The sequence below is a fragment of the Snodgrassella sp. B3088 genome (assembly GCF_026535815.1).
Lineage (GTDB): Bacteria > Pseudomonadota > Gammaproteobacteria > Burkholderiales > Neisseriaceae > Snodgrassella > Snodgrassella alvi_E.
Window position 1 is genome coordinate 26,217 of sequence record NZ_JAFNPG010000001.1, and the last position, 22,737, is coordinate 48,953.

The window sequence follows — 22,737 nt, forward strand, 5'->3', positions numbered from 1 at the left end:
TTTCGTTCTGAGGCTGCTGAATAACATTCTTTTCGGTTAATCTAGATTGGCTGTAAATTTCTATATTGATAGAGCCATGGTGGGGCAAAATTGCATCAAATTAGAAAGTGACTATTTTACCTGTAAGTGTGAAATATTGTAACGAAATTCAAATATAAAATTTTGTTATCCAAAAAAATTTTATTTTAGAATATAACTATAGTTATCATATATCAACATAACCGCACTATCTATTGTTGTTTGACCAGTCTCAGTGAAAGCTTTTTATATTAAGTGAATTGAAATAGCAGTAGGTTTATTTTTTTTTTGCTATTATCCAAAAGCTCAGCTAATCTGTGGCAATAAATTTCTGTATCTTTAATGCATTATGCCATCATTTGTCCTCAGCTCGGCTGATATCAGTAATTGACTTTTACCTTACGTCAGGGTTTAGCCTGAAGCATTCTCAGGCTATTTTAGATAAGGCTTACTATGCACCAACACAATCGTACTCATGAGCACACTCATGAAAGCGGGCATCACCATCATCTTGGAGCACACGCCGCGGATAAGCAGGTGCTGCGTGTTTCATTGTTGGTTATCGGGGCTTATATGCTGGTGGAAATCATCGGTGGCTGGTTAACCAATAGTCTAGCGCTGCTTTCCGATGCCGGCCATATGTTTTCCGATGCGCTAGCACTGGCATTGTCTCTAATAGCATTTCATCTGAGTGAACGGCCGGTTAATCAGCGGCAGACATTCGGTTATAAGCGTTTTGAGATTATTGCCGCAGCCGTTAACGGCATCGCACTGATGGTGATTGCAGTATTGATTGTCTATGAAGCCATTGGCCGTTTCGTTAATCCACCAGCCATTGCTACTCGTGGCATGCTGATTATCAGTGTCTTGGGTTTGCTGGTGAATATCGCTATCGCGTGGTATATGCATCGAAGTACTGAGACCGAGCATAATGTAAATATGCGCGGTGCTTTTTTACATGTGCTGGGTGATTTACTCGGATCTGTAGGGGCGATCGTTGCGGCCATACTCATGATGCTGTTCGGCTGGCGTTGGGCAGACCCGTTGGCCAGTGTAGTAGTGGCCTGTTTGATTGCTTACAGTGGTATCGGTATTCTGAAAACAACATTGCGTATTCTAATGGAAGGAACCCCAGACGACATCGAACTTGAGCAGCTAGGCAATGTGATATTGGCCATGCCAGGAATCAAGGCCGTGCATGATTTACATGCATGGACAATTACCAGTAATATGAACGCATTGTCTTGTCATATCGTTGTGGATGGTACCATTACCGTTGCCGAAGCAGAGAAACTAGTGAATGAGCTTGCCTCTGTTCTGCTCAAACATGATATCCATCATGTAACAGTACAGACGGAAAGCAATGCCCATACGCACAGTGACAATTTGTTATGCTGCATGCCTTCTGTTGCTCATCAACATGCACATTAATACAATACATGCAGCTCATGGATGGAAACGAAATCATGATTAAAGCGGTATTATTTGATTTAGATGGCACACTTGCAGATACTGCCCCAGATTTGGGTACCACTCTCAACCGAGTTTTGGAAAAGCAGCATCTGCCGCAAAAAAGCATGACCGAAATTCGACCGGTAGCCAGCCATGGTGCTTCCGGCCTGATCACGCTAGGAACTGGATGGCAACCGGATCATCCTGAATTTGCCACTTTGCGGCGTGATTTTCTGGCCGAATACGAGCTGCACTTTACTGATGAAACTGTATTGTTTGGAGGTGTCAATGAGCTTTTGCTCAAGTTAGCTGAGCAAAATATTGTCTGGGGCATTATTACCAACAAACCACATGTGTTTACTGACCGCCTGCTTCCAAAATTAGAATATAGTGTTAAACCATCTGTAGTTGTAAGTGGTGATACCACCAGCGCTCCCAAGCCCAGCACCATACCGATGTTTTACGCCTGCAGACAAATCGGTGTGGCACCGGAAAATTGTATGTATGTTGGTGATGCTGAACGTGATATGCAAGCAGGACGTCAAGCCGGTATGATTACCGTATTGGCAAACTGGGGTTACATCAGTGCCACAGACGATACAGCGAGTTGGCCAGCTGATTATGTGATTGAGAAGCCTGAACAAATTCTCAAATTATTAAAATAAATAATTTTTTAGATGTATTTCAAGGGGGTTAATAATGAAAATCATCGGTTTAATTGGCGGCATGAGCTGGGAAAGTTCTGCGGAATATTACCGCATGATAAATGAGCAGGTACGTGATCGACTAGGCAGTACCCATTCAGCTCAAAGCATTATGTTGTCTGTTGATTTCGCAGAAATAGAAGCGTTACAGCATCAGGGTCAGTGGGATAAGTTGGCTGAAAAAATGTGCCATGCCGCGCGTCAGTTGCAGCAGGGCGGTGCAGAATGTATCGTTATTTGCACCAACACCATGCATCGTATGGCGGAGCAAGTGCAAAACAGTGTTTGCATTCCATTGCTACACATAGCCGATGCTACTGCCGAACAAATTTGCCGCCAAAAACTTCGCAAAGTCGGGTTGCTGGGTACGGAATTTACCATGAAGCAGGACTTCTACAAAGGACGGCTCACCGATAAATATGGTTTGCAGGTACTGATTCCAAATGATCATGATTGCCAAACAGTGCATAAAATCATATATAACGAACTGGTGTCCGGCATTATTCGTGAAGAGTCGCGCCAGCAGTATCGGCAGATTATTCAACATTTGGTAGATGCGGGAGCAGAGGCCATAATTCTTGGTTGTACTGAAATCATGTTGCTGGTATCTGAAGCAGATAGTCCGGTGCCTGTTTTTGATACAACTGCCATCCACGCTACTGCGGCCGTGAACTGGGCACTGGCAGATAAGCAATAATAGCCCTTTCGTACAATAAACCTTTAGAAGGAAAGTCAAAGCCGGTTACTTATCCAAATATCCGGCTTGTTTACTATTCAATTAGTTTCACTCAGGCGGTTTCTCAGCCAGCGTACAGCTGGGGCAATTTCACCGGCACATAAACCAATAGGGCCAATTTCATTGGCAGCAAGGATATCGGCAGCTGTACCATGTAACCACACACCAGCATAAACGGCTTGCTCCAATGGTATTTGTTGCGCCAATAGACTTCCGATAATTCCGGCGAGCACATCTCCACTGCCAGCCGTAGCTAGCCCGGGATTGCCACTGTTATTCTGCCAAACTTGCCCGTTAGGTGAAGCGATCAGGCTATGATGTCCTTTCAAAACAACCCATGCATTATATTTTGCTGCCAATCGGCATACTGCTTGGTTGCGGTTTCCTTGTATTTCACTGATGCTGCATTGCAGCAAGCGAGAGGCTTCTCCGGGATGAGGTGTCAGTATAATATTGTGTTTATTCTTTCTACCGGTCAGGATATCTGGCTGCTGTGCCAGCAGATTAAGCGCATCTGCATCCAACAACGTAACTATATTGTGTTGTTGCAGGCATGCTGTCAGTACTGATACAGCCGATTCTTGTGTGCCCAAACCACAACCGATTACCCATGCACTAATGTCTGAGCGTTGCAGCAGTTGCTCAGCAGTAGCTAGCATAATTTCCGGCTGTTGTGCCAGTACCGGTAAGGGTAAAAAAGGCTGGTTAAAGCCAAGCCAGACTTTACCGCATCCACAATGCAAAGCTGCTACAGCCGACAAAGAAACCGATCCAGCCATGCCTTCAGCGCCACCAATAATACCCAGTGTACCAAAGGTACCTTTATGGCTTTCTGCAGGACGAGGTTGGCATATAGCAGGAAACTGACTGCGTGCCAGCCGCTGCCATTGGCGTAATAATTCCCTGTCAGTCCTGAATGTGTTCATTATCTCTTCACTATATGTATTGTTTACCTGTAGTTTTTAGGCCGTTACTACATTGTCTTGCTCAGCACAGGAGCTGGTCTAGCAGTGCATTTTTTAACTGTAATTGCTGCTGGGTATCTGCTAGATGGGGCGCATACACCAGAAAGCTGTCTTCTACACGTTCGTCCAATGTGGTGATTTTGGCAAATCGGATGCTGATATTCAGCTCTGATAACACTGCGGCAATATTGGCCAATAAAAAGCGTCGATTAGCCGTAATGACGTGTAAATTATACCAGCCAGGGTTATCTTCCTCATCGATGGTAATGCGGGGCGCTATCGGCATATGCCTGCTGCGCCGGCTCAGACTAGCCGGAGTGGCAGCACTCATCGACAGATTGCCATTCACAAACTGGTTTAGTGCCAGCTCAGTTTTATTCTGAATACTGAGGTAATCAGCAGTGCTGAGGCCAGATGGAAATTGTAGAATAAAAGTATCCAGAATAAAGTTGTGGTCGGTAATATAAGCACGCGCAGTCAGGATATTCATTCCTGCCTCACTAAACACTGAAGCCAGCTCTGTAAAGAGTTTTGGCCGGTTTGGCATATAAACCATCACTTTTAATGTATTTGTATCCGGAAGCCACTGACTATGTGCCTGTGGCTGCTGCTCATAATTGATGATTTTGGACAAATGCCACAAAATATCCTGCCATTCATGGCGTGCAAAATACGCCTGCCCGAGAATATGCCACAGTTCACGCTGCTGTGACTCGCTGATTTGATACTGACTTAATTCATGCATCGCCTGCTGACGCCGGTCAAGAATGGCTGTCTGCCGGTTACTCTGTCTACCGTTTAGGTAATGCAGTGCGGCTTTATATAAACTTTCCAGTAGGCTGGCTTTCCATGAATTCCAGATTTTTGGATTAGTACCGCGAATATCTGCAACCGTAAGCAAATACAATGCGGTCAACCGTTCAATTGTTTTAACTTGATTACTAAATCGAGCTACTACTTCAGGGTCTTGAATATCTTCTTTTTGCGCAGTCATCGACATCAACAGGTGCTGTTCCACCAACCATGCAAGCAAATCACTTTCCTCTGCATCCAGAAAATGATCTTTTGCAAAGGAACGTGCATCAGCTACGCCTTTCACGGCGTGATCGCCGCCACGTCCTTTAGCTATATCATGAAACAATGCCGCCATATATAAAATGTGCTTGCGTTCAAAAGCATGCATCAAAGTAGAAGCAAATGGCTGTTCATGGCTGTGTCGTTCCATAGCCAAACGGCGCATATTACGCACCACCATTAAAATATGGTCGTCTACCGGATAGATATGAAACAGGTCGTGTTGCAGTAAACCCACAATTTTTTCCCACGCCGGCAGATACTTGCCTAGCACACCATACAGATTGATAAATCTAAGTAAGTGCGTCAGACCATTGCCATGCCGGAAGAAGCCAGCAAAGCATTCGCGATTGATTGGATTCTGATAAAACGCTTCATTCACTTGCTGATGAGCTGCAGCCCACCATGCTCGCAGGGTTTTTGGTGCCAGACCAATAATATCGCTGTGTTCCTGTGCAATCCGCAGACTGATAAAAATATGCTCCGGCTTATGCCGAAAAAGCTCAAGGTTGTGTACCGCCAGCATATTGCCAACTTGATAATAATGTTCATCCAGCTCCACAACTACGCGAGGCAACGTGGCATAGACGCGGTCTCGCAGCATCGGCACCAGAATGCCACTGAGTTGTTTTACACCTTTAATGGCGCGGTAAAAATCATGCATCAGCTTTTCACTGGCACGTGAATTTGTATCATCCACATATCCCAGATTTTCTGCCACCTGTGTCTGAAGGTCGAAAATCAGCCGGTCTTCAGCTCGTTTTGCGGTCAAATGCAGCTCAATGCGGATTCTGGCAAGCTGCTTCTGGCAGCTGAGTAGCAATCTTGCCTCGGTGCGGTTTAGAATGGCATTACGCATCAAATCATGAATCTGGGGCGGTAGTCCCTGTACTTTTGCCAGCCACAATAAAGTATGAATATCACGTAAACCACCCTGAGTCGTTTTTACATTAGCTTCTAACAAGCTGGCTTCACCAGAAGCTTTTGTATAACGTTGGCTCTGCTCCAGTATTTTACCTTCTGTAAATGCAGCGACATCACGCTGTAAATCCAGTTGATGGATTAACTCTGTCGCCAGCTGCCGGCTGCCACACAAATAATGGCTTTCTAGCAATGCGGAATCGCCGGTTAAATCCTGCCGTGCGCTTTCGCATAATTCATCAATCGTACCTACTTTGGCAGCAGGTTGCAGATGAATGTCCCACAAAATCTGAATAAATGCAGCGATCTGATGTTGCAACATATCACTGACTGGCTCTCTGCTAACAATAGCCATATCCACGTCTGAATATGGATACATCTCACCACGGCCGAAACCACCTATTGCCAGTAAACATAATTCCTGCTCGGCAAAAAAGTGCTGCCACAAAGTAGTCAGTATTTCAGAAATAATTTGCGTGTGCTGGCGGAAGTAAACAAAGGGATGCTTCCGTCGCCGGTAAGTTTCGGCAGCCTGCTGTTTATGCAGTTTTAATTTATCGGCCAGAGAAGTAACCAACGTTGCAACTACCATAATTAATAGCCATTAGATTGTGATTGACGATAAGCATTCTGCAATGGGCTGATTTGATGTAGCCGCGCTCGTTCTATAGCATGCGCAATATGTTGCGGATTATCAGAAGCTCGTGCAATGGCCGCAGCATCAACTGCCATGGCTGCCGACTGTAATGCCAGCCAGTGTTGCTGCTGCGGATAAGGTTGTTGCCCAAAACCCAGCCGACCACGGACATCGGCCACACAGACTCGCAGAATTTGAGCAAAGCGTTGTGGACGCCGTAACGCATCAGTTTGCTTGAGAATCTCCAAAACAGTTTTGGGTTTCAACTGTCCCACACTGTGCAGCCTGATGTGATAGCTGCATATCAGTAAAGCTAACTGGGCACAGGCTTTGGGAACCTGCCAGCGCTGATTAACAGCTTCCACTAGCTTGATTCCAGCATAATCGTGTCCAGGATGACCAGGTAGCTTATCCTTAGGAGTTAACGCTTTACCTAAATCATGGGTGAGGGCTGCATAACGTTCGGGTAATGAATAATCGTGTTCCGCAGCATACTGAAGGCTTAGTAGCGTGTGCTCACCCGCATCTATTTCTGGATGATGCACAGCTCGTTGTGGTACCCCAAACAAAGCATCTACTTCTGGCAGAATAATTTTCAGGGCACCGCAGGCACGCAAAACTTCAATCATCAGACGCGGCTGGTTTTCCATCAATCCCTTAGCCAGTTCCTGCCATACTCTTTCTGCGACCAGTGCGTTGACTTCCCCGTTGTCCACCATTTGTCGCATCAACCCCATGGTTTCATCTGCTACCTGAAAGCCATAACGAGCCGCAAAGCGGGCAATGCGCAGAATGCGCACTGGGTCTTCAGCAAAAGCAGGGCTAACATGGCGCAAAATTCCACGACGTAAGTCTTCCAGACCATGATAAGGGTCAATCAGATGGCCTTCAGAATCCTCTGCCATTGCATTGATGGTTAAATCACGCCGTTTTAAATCCTGCTCCAGCGTCACATCTGCTGCTGCATGGAAAGTAAATCCACTGTAGCCTGCGGCGACTTTGCGTTCTGTACGCGCCAGCGCATATTCTTCGTGTGTTTGCGGATGTAGAAACACCGGAAAATCTTTGCCCACTGGCTGATAGCCAGCCTCAGACATTTCTACTGCCGTGGCACCCACTACTACCCAGTCGCGGTCAGACACAGGACGCTGCAAATATTTATCTCTTACCGCACCACCAACCAAATAAATCTGCATATGAAAATATCAGTCGAAAACAGAAGTCAATTGTGCCGTACTCCTGCCCAATTGTTAACCGCTTTTTGCATTCCCTCAAACTGTCCACCTGTCTTAAGCAGCAAAACTACAGAGAGAAAACAGAAATTACCAGCCGTATCACCAACAGCGCTTATTCATCGGCAAATGTGTGTATTTCATTATCAGTTTACATCATGATGGCCGGCACAATCATAGCCAGACCAGGGAAAAACGGTACTGTAGCAAAAGCGATAATCAGTAAGCGTTTAAACATCGTTTCCTGCTGTTTTTCATCCGTAACACTCACAACAAGTGTGCCTGCAATATGAATCGGATTAACCACACTCAGCATAGCCGGAGCCGCACAAGCTGCTAGAATCAGGGAAATTTGTGGTGAGTCTCCGAAAATCGTGAATACCATCGGAATCATCAGACTGATTACACCAAGAGTAGACGATTCAACATTACTGAGGAAGGTGGTCAGATAGGCCAGCATAAACAATAGCGCAATTTTACTGCTGGTCATACTCAATAGTCCCTGTTCTACAGCTTTCATGGTATCAATCTGCATCATCGTACCGATAAAAACCAAAAGCCCGCTGATTACTACTACCGCATTCCAAGGAATCTTTTTCACAAAATCCTTACTGTTTTTAGGGAAAAACAGCATCATCACCACAGCTAACGTTAATGCAGTTAAACCAACATTAGCCTTAGCAAAAATCACCAGAAACAGAAAAATCAGCACCGCAATTGTCGAACAAAGTGCATAAAAAGGCTGCAATTGATGATTATCACAACTTTCCTGAGTCACAGGTTTAAGTAACAGATAACCCTTTTTGCCCTTGTTCACTTCGGATACATCAACTACCCGTTTATCTTGGAAAACTATCTGTAAAGCGATAACCAGCACAAAACTGAGCACCATCCCCAGAAACCATACTAGCCATGGGCTATAGATGACTTGAGCTTTTTTTGCTGCCTCAAGAATAACCTGTCCAGTGGGATTAATAGGAGACAGAGCTCCAGTATTCGCCCCGATAATTGCAGCCATTTCACAGATAAAAAATAATCGGGGATGTTTTCTGCCCAGAGCTGCTATTACAGGAACCAGCAAAGTAATCGAAGCAGTAGAAAACGCGCCGGCTGTAGAAATGGCAAAACCGATAAAATAGCCTATCCATGGTACCAAATGGGTTCGATGTCCCATTTTTGAGTATACCTTATCGGTAAACCAACTCAGCCCACCGCTTTTTTCTAAATGGGCAAACAACAAAGATACACCAATGAGCAGCGTCACTATGGCACCGGGGAAATGATTTAGCACTGCCTTACTGCTTAGCACTGTCTCAGCAGCGGAACCATCTGCACCTAAAGCAGAGACCATCACCATTACAGCTGCTGCACTGAACCCCAGCAAACCAATATTGACATGTCGCCAGACAGCCAGAATTAAAATCACAACCAGTAATACGAGCGATAATATCTGTGGTAAGTTCATAAGTAGTCCTGATTTGTTTTCATTCTGAAAAGAAAAGTTGCGTTGAAATTCACACTAATCAAACAAAATTTAAATTTATTCAGCTTTCAGTATGTTTCTTACAGCAAAATATTCAGATAAATGTGTTTACGTTATAAAGTATCTGGGTAAAATTAACAAACAAAAATTAACCTAATCACTAATTCTTTGAATTAAATTAAAGAGTAAAGTTTGTTAGCTTGAATCAGAAAATAAATGAATTATCAGATGAATAAGCAATAACTAAGCACCTGCTGCATAATCACAGAATATTTTCTATGCACAAATCCAATCCATCACCCGTAAAACATCAGACTGCCGGTAACATTCAGAATAAAATAGCCGGTAAAATCATTGTGGCACCCGGAATAATCGGTATTGTAAAAAAAGCGATAGTCAGCAGACGCCTAAACATCGCATCCTGTTGCTGCTCATCGGTGTAGCTGACGATTAACGTTCCGGCAATATGAATCGGGTTAATCACACTCAGCAGAGCTGGTGCCGTACAGGCAGCCAAAATCAATGGTAAATGTTCAGAACCACCGAAAATGGTGAAAATCATCGGCGTCATCAAACTAATTACCCCTATAGTAGATGATTCCACATTACTCAGGCAGGTCGTGAGATAAGCAATGATAAATAGCAGAATAATCTGATTGCTTGTCATACTTAGCAAGCTTTCTTCCACAGCCTGCATCGTATGTACTGACATCATTGTCCCAATAAACACCAGCAGTCCGCTAATCACAATCACCGCATTCCAAGGAATTTTTTTAGAAAAATCCTTACTTTGCTGCGGAAACAAAAGCATCATAGCTACAGCCAGCGAAATCGAAGTTAGGCCGACATCAGCATCGGCAAACACCACCAGCACAATAAACAGCAATACAGCCAGAGTGGAGCACACAGCGTAAGAAGGGCACAATTGTTTCTTCTCACTGTTATCCAACGCTATCGGTTTCAACAGGGCTAGCCCACGCCCGGGTTTTTGGCCTTTTGGGCTATCTGTCATTCTTTTAGGGCTAAAAATAAATTGCAAGATCAATACTGTTACAGCACTTACAATCGTTCCCAACAACCAGAGCTGCCAGCCGTTGAAACTCACATTCGCATGGCTGGCAGCATCTTTAATCACCATCCCTACAGGATTAATAGGTGATAATGCCCCAGTATTCGCCCCTACAACAGCCGCCACCTCACAAATAAAAAATATTTTTGGCAAACGTCTGCCCAAAGCAGCCGTAATCGGCACCAGTAAAGTAATGGTAGCCGTAGAAAATGCACCGGCCGTTGAGATAAACAGACCAAACACATAACCCACCCAAGGAATCAGCATCGCATGATTACCAATTGTTTTATAGACCTTATCGGTAATCCAGCTGAGACTGCCACTGCGTTCAAAATGAGCAAACAGTAAAGACACCCCGATCAACAACGTCACAATAGATCCTGGGAAATGAGCCAATACCGTTTTAGCAGTTAAAGCCTGAGTTTGAGAGGCCATACCACTATCAGGATAAGTCTGTGAAGCCACCAGCATTACGGCAGCTGCACAAAATCCTAATAAACCAATATTTACATGTCGCCAGATAGATAACACCAGTATCAATACCAGCAATACCAAAGACAGTATTTGCAGAAAAGACATAAACAAACCTGATATTTATAAATTATATTTAATCAATATATTCAAACTGGCAAAACATATTTACCAACAAAGCAGCAACTGGGTAGCGACCTTTTCACACTCATTTCCTCAAGCTGTGGCATAAAGCCGATATACTTATACTTTAATTAGTATTAATCATACAGCATAATATTTTTATTAAATTATTTAGTCACATATTTCTACAAGCCATGCCAGACATAGTCAGGCTAACAAAATCAACGCATACTCAGACAAAACAAAGATAGCGTCTCCTGAACATTTAGGCGCTGTTTATCGCTAGATTTATGGCACAATCTTACGAAGATGTTTCACGTCGATTTCTACTGAATTCCAGTCCTTATCTACCTCTCCCTGAATTTCCACGGTATCCTGTGGATCGACGCTTAGTCCGTTCCAACGCTTTTGGTCGATATCCACATCTATTACCCCAGTAGCATCCTTAAACTTATACATATCATCCGAAACACGTTCGGTTATTTTGCCACGCAAAATTACACGACTGTCGTCAGGCAAAGATTTGGCATGAATAACAGTGGTTACAGGGGCATTAGGGTCTTTATATCCACTCTTTTGCGTGGACACAGAAGGACCAGTAAATCCTCCTTGACCGGCAGCTATTAGCGGCATAGAAACCATTGCAATAATCCCAGACAATGCAGTAATTTTTTTCATGGTGATTTCTCTCTACGTTTATCAAAGCTAGTTCTGTTATTGATAGTAAATAACGGTATTAAATATCGACTTTGAAGTAAAGTAAAGAAAATTATATGGCAAATACCTAATATCTGCTGAAAATGCAAAAGAGTATTATGAAAATAGATTTGAAAAATCAGAATATTAACGAAAAAAATAAACAAATATTGGAGACAGCATTTGAGAACGCAGAGATAACAAATAGCTATATTCTAAGCAAGAAATAAGGAAGAAACTGGAGAAGAAATCTAAATAGTAGACAAAAAATGGGATACTAGATTTAAATCATTATATAGTAATATCCATGTAAAAGTTGATTTAGTCAGAAAAGCAGAGTTTCATATTCTTAATTCACGTATCCATCACAGTACAGTTTCAATAACAAAAAAATAAAAACAAAAAAAGATATTATTTTTCAATGTTTTAATCTTTTGAGCTATCTGACTGCCACAGATTATATTTATAAACCCATCAAAAACCACAGCCAGATAGCTGTCTAAGTAAAACTAATGCTTACTGTCTGGTGTTCTGCTTTTCAGTTTCCAGCAATTACCTGCGTGCTGAGTAGGCGGTGCTTTTTCATGATCCTTAATTGTTGCAAAATTCTCCAGAGGATGACCGTGCTGATCAACTTCTTGATAAATACCACCGTTGGTACCAGAATTATCGCCAGGTTTAAGATTACTCATATACTACTCCTATTCACAATAGTAACCGTGAAACTACGGTGAAGATATTATTCGATGTAATTTAATATAATACAAGTACTTAACATTATTTTAACTTGTTACAATTAAATTAACGGCCCATATTTATCCTTCACCCAGATACAAAGAAACAGTCACCTAATATCCCCACAGAATCATTGAAACCAATCAGACCTAGACCATCACAACACTCATGAAAATAACTGATAAATAACCATTAATATCTGTCATCACATTAACTTATAAATAATTTAATAATGAATAAATAAGTTTTTAAAGACGCTTGAAGCATATTTGCAAGAATCAGCATCATTTTCGGTTACAATATTTGTTTGTAAAGAAATCTCCAAGGAAACGTATGGCTTGTGCTCAGGTGCATGATTACCTGCAAACTCAAGGATTAAAATTATCGGCAGACCAAATGCAGATGGCCATGCTGGCTGCCCAATCGGTTTTAACACTCGCACAGGCCGAAATAGATATGTCAGTAATTTGGTATCAGGAAAATGGTTTTAGTCTTGCAGAAAAACTAGGAGTGAACACCGCATCATTGCATCAGCTTCAGCCTACAGAACTTTTTACTACCAATAACAACAGCACATATACCTTGCGCCAGATGTATTTGGCTTTAGATTCAATAGCCAGCCGTCATCATAATGAAATCTTTGCATTATACTTATATGAGCTGGATGAAATAGCAGGACAATTGTATCGACTGCTTTCCCGTGGTAGCAGCCTGCCAGCACAAATCGTTTGCGGCCAGCAACAGGTGCAGCAGTATTTATTTGCACGTACCGCCACTACCGGCTGGCTGAATCAGGTGAATAATGTCCAGCATTGGCTGAGCGATGGCAGCTTAACTGGCGAGCAGGCTGCTCATTCCCAGCTGGCTATTCCAATTACCAATTCACAGGGGCAAGTACTGGGCGTACTATATGCAGCACACATACAGCCCAATGCTATTACCGAAGCCGAACTGATAGATTGTACAGCATTAGCCATTGTCATTCCTCCATTATTGCAAAACCTGCATCAGGCCATCGAGACTTCCATCAAGAGATAAAAACATGAAAGCAACACAACAAAATCAGATAAAAGATAACAGCCCCGTAAGATTCATTTCCGCATGCCGTTTGCCTACCCAGTGGGGTGAATTCACAATGTACGGTTTTGAAGATGTACGCAATAAACAGGAACACATTGCACTTACAGTAGGTAATGTAAGCAGTGGCGAACCAGTTCTTGGCCGCATCCATTCAGAATGCCTGACCGGTGATGCTCTTTTTTCTAGACGCTGCGATTGCGGGCCACAGCTAGAAGCAGCCATGAAGGCCGTACAGAAGGCAGGGCGTGGTGTAATTGTCTATTTGCGGCAAGAAGGCAGGGGCATAGGCTTACTCAATAAGATTCGAGCTTACAAGCTTCAGGATGAAGGTATGGATACCGTAGAAGCCAATCTGGCCTTAGGACTGCCTATAGATGCACGTGATTTCAGTCTGGCCAAATATATTCTCGATTATCTTAGCATCAGTTCAGTACAGCTGATGACCAATAACCCTCATAAAGTAGATACCCTTAAAGCATCGGGCATCAACGTAGTCAAGCGCGTACCCTTACATGTAGGACAGAATCCAGAAAATCAGCATTATTTGCACACCAAAATGGAAAAACTTGGCCATTTCGCAAACTAATTAGATTATTATCTGAATAAATACTTGTTTTAAAATTTAAAAAATATGCTTTTTATATTAGTTTTAAACGCACGCTAATCTAAACTTCTTTTCAAGCCAATAAAAAAATTATTTTTCATATTTTAAATAAAAAAAAGCACTTACTACCTAAGCTATTACTCAAGTAGTAAGTGCAGATTAAAGTTATCAAGACTAGCTATTTAATTAATTTAATCAAGATAACTTGTTTTCACTTCTCTCCATGACAATCGTTTAATACTGATAGGACACATTTGAATACCATTTATCACTGGTTTGGATCCATCAGTCATAGCTATCTGAGGAGCGGTTCGTAAACAGCTTGTCTGATTTTCCTTTTGTTTATTTAATGAAGTTTGTTTACCAGAAACGCTGAGAACATTCTTATTACTTCCGCCACTAATTTTCATACCTACTAGACTATCAATGCCGACACTGCTTGCTAAAGGAGTGTTTGGATCAAAGATGATATGCGGATCCGATTCAAGCAATGCACCACCTGTTAGAGCATTGAATTGCGTTTTTCTTGTGTAAACATTGGTTTTTTCATTTGTGGTTACCGGCTGACAAGGATCACGAAGCTTATTATCAGAAGAAACTGAATAAGAACGGGTAAGCACCATTCCAGAATATAAAAGCTGTTCTACAGGTGTTACCACACGTTCACCATCAGTATTCAGATTAAAATACCAGCCTCTGTATTTGTCAGCTGAAAAAGGATTATTACTTAACACACCTGTTCCACCGTTATAGGTCATAACTTGTTGCAGTAAAGAATTTTTACTAACCAGTGGGTCAACATTTGGTGTCAGATCATCGTAAATACCATAGATGGTTTGTTGGTCCTTATTTTCCAAATCAGACTGATAAATATCACTACCTGTACCGAATACAATAACCACTTTACGATTCGTTTTCTGATCCGATGAAGAATTATTAGGGTCTTGTTGGGCTTCATAAATAGCTGGTGCAGTAGTAATAGGAGCACCCGCTGAAAAGATTTTAGTCGCTTTCCAATTAGCTGGATTTGGGCTACGCAAATCAAAACGGAACAAATTACCTGCATAATCACCGGCATAAACAAGATCAGCAACGCCATCACCATCAATATCATAAGCAACCGGACTGGATAACCCTCCCGATCCGCCTGGCGCAACTATCTTGGCTATTTGTTGTCCGGCATGCATTCCAGTTCTGACATAACCAGCAGTACCGACATCTATACCCAGTACATCATAAATATACAATGCTGACTCTTCAGATTGTTGAGTTGGCAAGTTACGGTAGTCTTCAGAGTAATTATATCCATTATTAAGGAACGCAGCTTCCCGGATATGATCCTTAACTGAAACAGCTGAGGCATCTTTATCGGTATTGACCCGAACACGGGCTACACTAGGGGTACCAATTGTATAGCCAAATTTATTATTTTCTCCGCTGGGCGTCTGGAAAAGAAATACATTTTTATACCAGTCGGAGCTTCCCATATTGTCAGCGCCTATTGGCTTTCCAGAAATCAAATCTTTTCCGCCGATATTAATAGCAAATGCTCCGCGTCCGGCCTGACCCATATTAGAAACCATAAATATCAGTTCAGGTGCATCGCCTCTATTTTCAGTTTCATAAACAGAAAAACCACCATTTAATAAAAATCGATGTGGATGTTCACTATCTCTACCATAATTATTATCAGTTAAATCTTTGTAGTAGTGTGCAACAATATCACTACCATCATTACTTTGTCGCTCAATAGCCATAGGCATGAAATTAAATTTCAAATCATAAGGCTGAGTTTCATTATTAGTAGATTGGAAAACATATACCATACCATCGTTGGCAGAAGTTATCATATACTTCTGATATCCGTTATTTTGATTCTCACCAATAGTAAGAATGGGATTATCATCAATATCGCCTATATTGCGGGTGTCTCCATAATTTTCTTTTTGCTTACGCTCACGGTAGTTCAGAACATATCCGTCTTTTTTAATTTCGTTGTCAGCTTTTGAACGGCTAAGCCAAGTAAGCAAGCCATTCAACCATTCTGACTTATTTTTGTCATTATCTGGAATTGAAAAATAATTATTATTTAAATCTTTCAATGAATCAGAGTACAGATAAGTGTTTGTACCATCATTCAGCAACAATTTACGATTAGCATAGCCAGGCTGAATTTTGCAAGATGCAATATCTGTATCATCCAGTTTATTAATACAAATCTGACTACTCCAGCCACCGGTTTCTACTCGGGCAGTAATCATGGCGTTTTTAGTTGTTGTACTAGAAACACCTACTGTGGGTGCAGTGGTAGTGACATTAACTGTAGTAGTGGTTGTTTTCCCTTTTATTTCTTCAAAAATTTTCTTAAATGCATCATTAATTTCCTGCAGCGAATTTGCATTGAAAAAGTACCTAGCATTTGGGTTAGTTTTGGGGTCATAGTCAGGCTTTGGAGAAGCACCATTTAACAAATATGCTATTGCTCTTGATTGGTCAGTTGACAAAGCTCTGCTTCCCAGTCCCACACCTATAGTGAATGTTTGTGCTGTCTGAGTAAAATTTTTTGTGTGTCCAGGTTTATCGCCCAGTGGATCCGGTCCATTCCATGGTTGACCAGCTTCATCAACTGATCTTTTATCCGTAAACTTATTGGTATTTACTTGGTAACCACCACCATAGTTGTTAACAAAATCTTTGGAATAAATGTAATCACCAAAATTTTTGTTTGCCAAAGTATTGGTGTAGTAATTGAGCAAATTAAACCGATTATTTATGTTTACTAGGGTACCATCTGGTCTGATATTGCTTCCATCGAAATAACCATCATAACCGTAGTTGAGTCGTCCGGCATAATATGTGGAATCTGTTATTGGAAGTGTTCCGGCATCCAGACCATCAGTTAATAGGATTAAATAAGATTTCTGGCAACGATATCTCAATTTGTTCATCACTGTATTGCGTACAACAGCGTTCAACCTTAGGGCTGTGGGTGTGCCTCCCGATGCTCTTAATCCTCGAATAGATTGCGCTTTGTTGCCAATTATATGATCTTTAATAAACTGGTAATCTTTAAGCTCAGAGGTATCATAAAATTTGTTGTAGTCTGGAGTAATATATGCAGGATATGATCCATTAGGATTTTTTTCTAAATCAGCCCAGTTATTCATTGGTTGGAGACTGAAATAAAATTCATTTTTATTGGTGTCAACAATATCTGATAATACTCTTTGTACCATCATCATTTTGGTTGTTTTCTTGTCACCATCGATACCGATAGCTTTACAGTAACCATAAAAAGTCCATTTGTGTTCATTTACAGGTAAACTGGGATCATCAATTTGCTCATCTAGTCTAGCTAAATCTGGAAATCCCGTAACCATATTATTCTCTCCGCTCCATCCGCTGGTCGGACCCCAGTTAGAACATTTTTTGGTGTTTGGGTTTAATCTTTGACAAGTGTATGTACGATACTGACATTGATAACCGATTGAATCGCCCATACTACCCGAATCATCGATATACAAAGTAATATTAGGTTTTATGTTATAAGCAGTTGTGGTAGTAGATTTGCTTTGTAAACGCAGAGGAACATCAGCAAAGATATTAGATGCTGCCTGAGTTTGCAGCATAATTAAACTCAAAGCCCCAGCTACAGCTTTGAATATAATTCTTTTACCAAAGCCACAACTGGAATTTTCTTCCCTTGTGATTTTATTATACATAGGGTTGTTCTCCGATTAATATAACTGCAAATATTAAATTTGAAATTAATTACATACAATCAACAGTTAAACATATATATTTTCATATTATTACTTTTAAAGAAATGTGTAATAAAATAAATTTAAAACATTGTTATGTAAATATACATTCAACTAAAAATTCACTTAGCACTCAAATCTTCAATAATTGCTGAGATCATGATTGCTTTAGATTTAGAAAAGCCGGTTTTCAATTCTAAATTGCTACTTTATTCATACCTTACCTTGTTACTTGGGCAGCTGGTTAAATTTTATGAAGATATTGTCTTCTAAACTAATTAAAATGTAAAAATATTTTTCAAAATTAAGTATATTTTATAAAAACTAATATATGATAATATAGGTATAAAAACTGTTTAAGTCAATTGATTTGAATTAAAACTTATTTACAAAAGTTATCAGATTAATTACATGTCTGTTCGAATCCTAATAATGAAACTAACAGCCAAACAATTATTTTATGGTATGTTTTAATAAAGAATTAAATAATTGATATTATCGACATTTACCAAAATATGTATGAAGATTATTGCTCAATGTAATAATTTGTCAAAATAAAGAATCAGACGAATTCACACAGTATGAGAAAATAAAGCAGATTATATTTGAATATAATCTGCCTATTAAAAAGAATAAACTGTTAAAGCATACTTGGTTTTAATTAATGATAGCTGGTTCTTATTTCACGCCATGAAAGTTGCTTAATGCTGATAGGACAGCGTGGAACATTTACTGTTAATTTTTCTCCATCGGTTGTGGCGGCCACTACAGCTGCACGTGAGCAACTATCTGGGAGAGGCGTTTTTTCACTTAGTGGCTTTTGGGTAGTCGACTCACCTATATCAATAGCATTATAGCCTAATACTATAAAACCAAAAGGTCCTTCTTTGTTGACACTTGCGCCTGCTGGTGTATGTTCATCAAACACAAAGTTGGGATCTGAAATCTGTAATGCACCTCCATTTCTTACATTATACTGGATTTTGCCTGTGATGACTGAGGTGCGCTGTGTTGTGGTAGTTACTTTACATGGATCAGGAAGTTTGTTTTCTCTTTTCACGTTGTACGTGCGTGAAAGGACAGCTCCGGCATAAGATACTATCACTGGTTTCGTGACTACACGTTCTCCAGTGTTGTTTTGCAGTTGGAAATACCAGCCGCGGTGAACTTTTGGGTTTAATGGGTAATTACTCAGTAGTCTATAACGCTCTTTTTGAATAAATTCCTGTTTTAACAAATTATTTTTATTTATTTCTTCTACTTGTGTCTGATTTAAATTGTCGTAGATTCCATAAACTGATTGCTGCTGTTTGTTATTCAAGTCTGATTGATAAATATCACTTCCAGTACCAAACGTGATAATCGCGGTTTGACTGGTACTGTGATTTTGTCCGGGTGTCTGTATCAAAACTACACCTGGTGCTGAAGTAATAGGAGCATCAGCAGTAAAAATTTTATGCACTTTCCAGTTGGCCGGATTAGGGGAACGCAAATCAAAGCGATAGAGATTTCCTCCATAGTCGCCAGCGTAAACAATGTCGGCTATGCCATCACCATCGATATCAATAACGGTGGGACTGGATAGACCGCCTTTACTATTTGGTGCAGTCAGTTTAGCAATCAGTTCACCTTTTTTTGTGCCTGTACGCGTGTAAGCTTTGGTGCCTACATCGATTCCGAGAATATCGTAAATATATAATGCCGATTCAGGGGAGGGTTTGGCGCTTATATCCTGAGCCAGAGTTGAGGAGTAGTTGTAACCATTGCTGATGAATGCTGCCTGACGGATGTGGTCGGTTATAGATGTATCCGATGCGTTGGCTGCCTTGTTTACGCGTACACGGGCAATTGCAGGTGTGCCAACGGTATATCCGAATTGGTTGTCTTTTCCGCTAGGAGTCTGAAACAGAAATACATCTTGATACCAATTAGATGAATTCATATTTTCTGCAGCAAGAGGACGGCCAGTTATGACATCATGCCCGCCGATGTTGATACCAAAGGCGCCGCGCCCAGCCTGTCCTAAAGTAGAAACCATAAAAATTTGTTGTGGGCGATTGTTGCTGCCATCAGTCTGTTGTACGACCATACCGCCGTTGAGGAGGTAGCGATGGGGGTAGGAATCGTTAGAACCGTATTTTTTACTGGTTAAATCTTTATAGTAATGAGCGATCAAATCAGAACCATTGTTACTTTGTCTTTCGATGCCCATTGGCATGTAGTTGAATTTTAAATCATACGGGTGGTTTGAACTGTTGCTTGAGCGAAATACATAGACCATGCCGTCGTTGGCTGAGGTAATCAGGTATTGCTGGCGATTGTTTTCGATATTGCCGGCGGTAAGAATTGGGTTGTCGATGATATCGCCGATATCTCGGGTATTGCCAAAATCTTTCAACGGACGACGGGTGCGATAATCCAATACAAAATCATTGTTTTTGAGTGTTGAATCGGTAAGAGAGCGGTTTAACCAAGCCAGTAAACCGTCGCGCCATTCTAAACGGTTTTTATTATTATTGCTAATTTTAAATGTGCTGTTGTTCAAACTGTTTAGATTGCCATCAAAGAGATAGGTGTTTTTGCCATCGTTCAGTAGTAATTGCCGGTTATCAAAGGATGGCTGCATAGGGCAAGTATCGTTGTTATTTTTTTTATCGAGATCTGATATACAGATGCGGCTGCTCCATGCTCCGGTTTCTACTTTGGCGGTAATGGATAAATTACCGATACTGGTGTTAGATATGGCAATGGTGGGGGCAGTAGTGGTGGTTTGAATGGTAGAAGCGGTCATTTCTCCTTTAATGGTTTTAAAAATTTTGTCAAAGGCACTGATAATTTCATCACGGGAATTGGCGTTGAAAAAGCGCCCTTTGGGGTTGTTTTTTTCATTAAATTCACCACTAGGTGTGGCACCGTTTTCCAGATAAGGAATGGCTATTTTGGCTTCATTGGTATTACGCTGGCCTAAACCTACACCAATGGTAAAGGTCTGCGCAGTTTGAACAAAGCGTTTACCGGTTTTGGGGTCAACTTCATCCCATGGTTGGCCTGCTTCATCGTTTTTTCTTCTAACTGGTGATGCATTAATGGATCGACCACTGGAATTATAATAATCCTTGGTGTAGATATAGTTGCCAAAGTTAGAATTATTGAGCCTGTCTGTGTAGTATTTCAGACGAAATGGTTTGTTGATGTTGTGATTGCGTGCCAGAAAATTGAGGCGCTCATTTTCACTGCTGTAATCACGGTCGAAATAAGCATCGTAGCGTGAGTCTTTGCTGTTATTGTAGTTTTTGTCGGATACGGAGTAGGTATTGTCTGCCTCGCCATCACTCAACAGAATGATATAGGATTTTTGACAACGGTATTTAAGTTTGTTTATCACTAGATTACGGGCGATGACAGGAAACTGGCGTGTGGTTGGTGTATCACACGGAGTTTCAAGTTTTTTAATATTGTCCAGCATGTTCTGGTAATTGTCGGGATCTGAAGTGTCATAAAATTTGTTGAATTTTTTTTGGTCACCTGTACCGCACATGGGTCGAAAAGCAAAATACATATCATCATGATAGTTATTGATGATGTCTGTTAATACTTCTTTTACTGAATCGATACGACGATAGGTGTCGCAGCTATAGCGGACTTCTGAGGTATTTTTGGGTTTCACGTTAAAACCGTATTCATAGCCAGCAAAAGGTGGCCAGTAGCCACCTTTTCCATCTGGATTAGGTACCCACTTACTTACACGACATTTGTATGTAATGGGTACAATGTTCATAGACATACTGCCGGAATCGTCGATGTAGAATGTGATATTGGGTTTAACGCTGTAGGATGAGGTGGTAATCGATTTGCTTTGTAAGTGTAAAGGGATATTGGCAAAGATATTGGCCGAGGCTGAGACTGAGGAGTAGGACAGTAAGCTCAAGATTCCCAGAATAGTACATCGTAGAGTTTGATAAAGTTGCTCTTTTCTGGTTTGCTGATTGTGAATGGCTTCAGGTTGCTGGTTCATAAGTTTCCTGCGTTTGATGAGATCTGTTTTTAGCCAGCTGATTAACTTGTGCAAGGTGAACAGAGAGAAGTAATAAAAAAATATTTAGAAGGGCTAATTTTTAGCCCGACATTTATGCTGGATACTATCCAGACATGAGTAATCATTCAGTTTGAAGGTATGTATGTGGTCCGTTAGACAGTAGGTTGGTAGCTGAAACGTTTGCCTGTGTTTTATATTCCAAAAGAATTTTTAAGCAATTTTATGCTCATGGATGCTAACCTGAATAAAAATAATCTTTTAATTTATTTTAGAAGTAAACAGATTAACTTTGCTTAGATAGAGCCAATAAATTAATGTAAAGGATAAATTAATCGATATTTATTAAAATTTTATTGCGTATTTTATATTTATTAATATGTTTATTGTGTAGTTTAAGATTGTATTTAGCTTTTACTTTAGTTTAATTCTCGATTTCAGTAATGAATTATTAAATCCTTTTTTATCTATATTGGCAATTTTATTGCTTATTGCATATTTATACATGTTTTGTTTTGTTAATTTTGCAGTTCGATATTGATGATCAGCTGAGCCTGGTTAGCCCCTGAACAAAAAAACTGGTATGGCTGTAATGTAGTGGGATGATGGATAAAAAGACAATTTATAGATTAGTGTGTTTTGAGGTTTGAGCCATGTATGGCTGTGGTAAGGTTGTTTTAAATTGGTTTTATCTTCAAATTGAATTATAATTTTATTGTTACAGAATGATTTAATGTATAAGTCATATTTCTACTTTAATAATTATATCTATAAAAAACATATAACTAGCTAATAAGTGATTGCTAATTTAAAAAATAGCTTGCTGAAGTGTTGGCACTGTGATTAAATACGCGCCTCAACAGCACAGGGTGATTAGCTCAGTTGGTAGAGCGTCTGCCTTACAAGCAGAATGTCGGCGGTTCGACTCCGTCATCACCCACCA

Annotated in this window: 14 protein-coding genes and 1 tRNA gene; 6 read left to right on the top strand and 9 right to left on the bottom strand. The window is 40.8% G+C overall.

The annotated features are described in order from the left end of the window. Positions 1-471: 471 nt before the first annotated feature. The 3 genes from J3U75_RS00115 to J3U75_RS00125 are packed head-to-tail and all read left to right on the top strand — an operon-like array spanning position 472 to position 2,871. A complete protein-coding gene (locus tag J3U75_RS00115; protein WP_267389960.1) occupies positions 472-1,449 on the top strand; it encodes a cation diffusion facilitator family transporter in 978 nt (325 codons plus the stop codon). 35 nt (positions 1,450-1,484) lie between these two features. Further along, positions 1,485-2,135 (top strand): HAD family hydrolase, encoded by a 651-nt coding sequence (locus J3U75_RS00120; RefSeq protein ID WP_267389961.1) that lies wholly within the window; start codon positions 1,485-1,487, stop codon positions 2,133-2,135. A 34-nt stretch (positions 2,136-2,169) separates the two neighbouring features. Next, positions 2,170-2,871: an aspartate/glutamate racemase family protein gene (locus J3U75_RS00125; RefSeq protein WP_267389962.1), complete on the top strand. Its 702-nt coding sequence runs from the start codon at positions 2,170-2,172 to the stop codon at positions 2,869-2,871. A gap of 77 nt (positions 2,872-2,948) precedes the next feature. Here the strand turns inward: J3U75_RS00125 and J3U75_RS00130 are convergent, their stop codons facing one another. The 7 genes from J3U75_RS00130 to J3U75_RS00160 form a co-directional block, all read right to left on the bottom strand. Further along, on the bottom strand, positions 2,949-3,836 hold the full coding sequence (locus J3U75_RS00130; protein ID WP_267389963.1) for an NAD(P)H-hydrate dehydratase: 888 nt from the start codon (positions 3,834-3,836) through the stop codon (positions 2,949-2,951). A gap of 61 nt (positions 3,837-3,897) precedes the next feature. Continuing rightward, on the bottom strand, positions 3,898-6,447 hold the full coding sequence (glnD, locus tag J3U75_RS00135; RefSeq protein WP_267390013.1) for a [protein-PII] uridylyltransferase: 2,550 nt from the start codon (positions 6,445-6,447) through the stop codon (positions 3,898-3,900). Positions 6,448-6,464: 17 nt separating this feature from the next. Beyond that, the gene (locus J3U75_RS00140; RefSeq protein ID WP_267389964.1) at positions 6,465-7,703 is read right to left on the bottom strand and encodes a multifunctional CCA addition/repair protein; all 1,239 of its coding nucleotides are present in this window, start codon (positions 7,701-7,703) and stop codon (positions 6,465-6,467) included. 187 nt (positions 7,704-7,890) lie between these two features. Then, positions 7,891-9,204, bottom strand: coding sequence for an SLC13 family permease (locus tag J3U75_RS00145; RefSeq protein WP_267389965.1), 1,314 nt, complete (start codon positions 9,202-9,204; stop codon positions 7,891-7,893). Between the two features lie 346 nt (positions 9,205-9,550). Then, entirely contained in the window at positions 9,551-10,870 is a 1,320-nt protein-coding gene (locus J3U75_RS00150) for an SLC13 family permease (RefSeq protein ID WP_267389966.1), read from the bottom strand. A gap of 303 nt (positions 10,871-11,173) precedes the next feature. Then, positions 11,174-11,563: a YgiW/YdeI family stress tolerance OB fold protein gene (locus J3U75_RS00155; protein ID WP_267389967.1), complete on the bottom strand. Its 390-nt coding sequence runs from the start codon at positions 11,561-11,563 to the stop codon at positions 11,174-11,176. Positions 11,564-12,090: 527 nt separating this feature from the next. Beyond that, positions 12,091-12,273 (bottom strand): hypothetical protein, encoded by a 183-nt coding sequence (locus tag J3U75_RS00160; RefSeq protein WP_100141536.1) that lies wholly within the window; start codon positions 12,271-12,273, stop codon positions 12,091-12,093. 376 nt (positions 12,274-12,649) lie between these two features. On the opposite strand from J3U75_RS00160, the gene J3U75_RS00165 reads away from it, so the two are divergent. Continuing rightward, positions 12,650-13,354 carry a GAF domain-containing protein gene (locus tag J3U75_RS00165; protein WP_267389968.1) on the top strand — a complete coding sequence of 235 codons (705 nt, stop codon included), beginning with the start codon at positions 12,650-12,652 and terminating at the stop codon, positions 13,352-13,354. Between the two features lie 4 nt (positions 13,355-13,358). Continuing rightward, the gene (gene ribA, locus J3U75_RS00170) at positions 13,359-13,982 is read left to right on the top strand and encodes a GTP cyclohydrolase II (RefSeq protein WP_267389970.1); all 624 of its coding nucleotides are present in this window, start codon (positions 13,359-13,361) and stop codon (positions 13,980-13,982) included. Positions 13,983-14,191: 209 nt separating this feature from the next. Here ribA and J3U75_RS00175 read toward each other — a convergent pair whose 3' ends face one another. Then, positions 14,192-17,722 (bottom strand): PilC/PilY family type IV pilus protein, encoded by a 3,531-nt coding sequence (locus tag J3U75_RS00175; RefSeq protein WP_267389971.1) that lies wholly within the window; start codon positions 17,720-17,722, stop codon positions 14,192-14,194. Positions 17,723-18,422: 700 nt separating this feature from the next. Next, positions 18,423-21,776 (bottom strand): PilC/PilY family type IV pilus protein, encoded by a 3,354-nt coding sequence (locus J3U75_RS00180; RefSeq protein ID WP_267389972.1) that lies wholly within the window; start codon positions 21,774-21,776, stop codon positions 18,423-18,425. 885 nt (positions 21,777-22,661) lie between these two features. On the opposite strand from J3U75_RS00180, the gene J3U75_RS00185 reads away from it, so the two are divergent. After that, positions 22,662-22,737 (top strand) — tRNA-Val (locus J3U75_RS00185).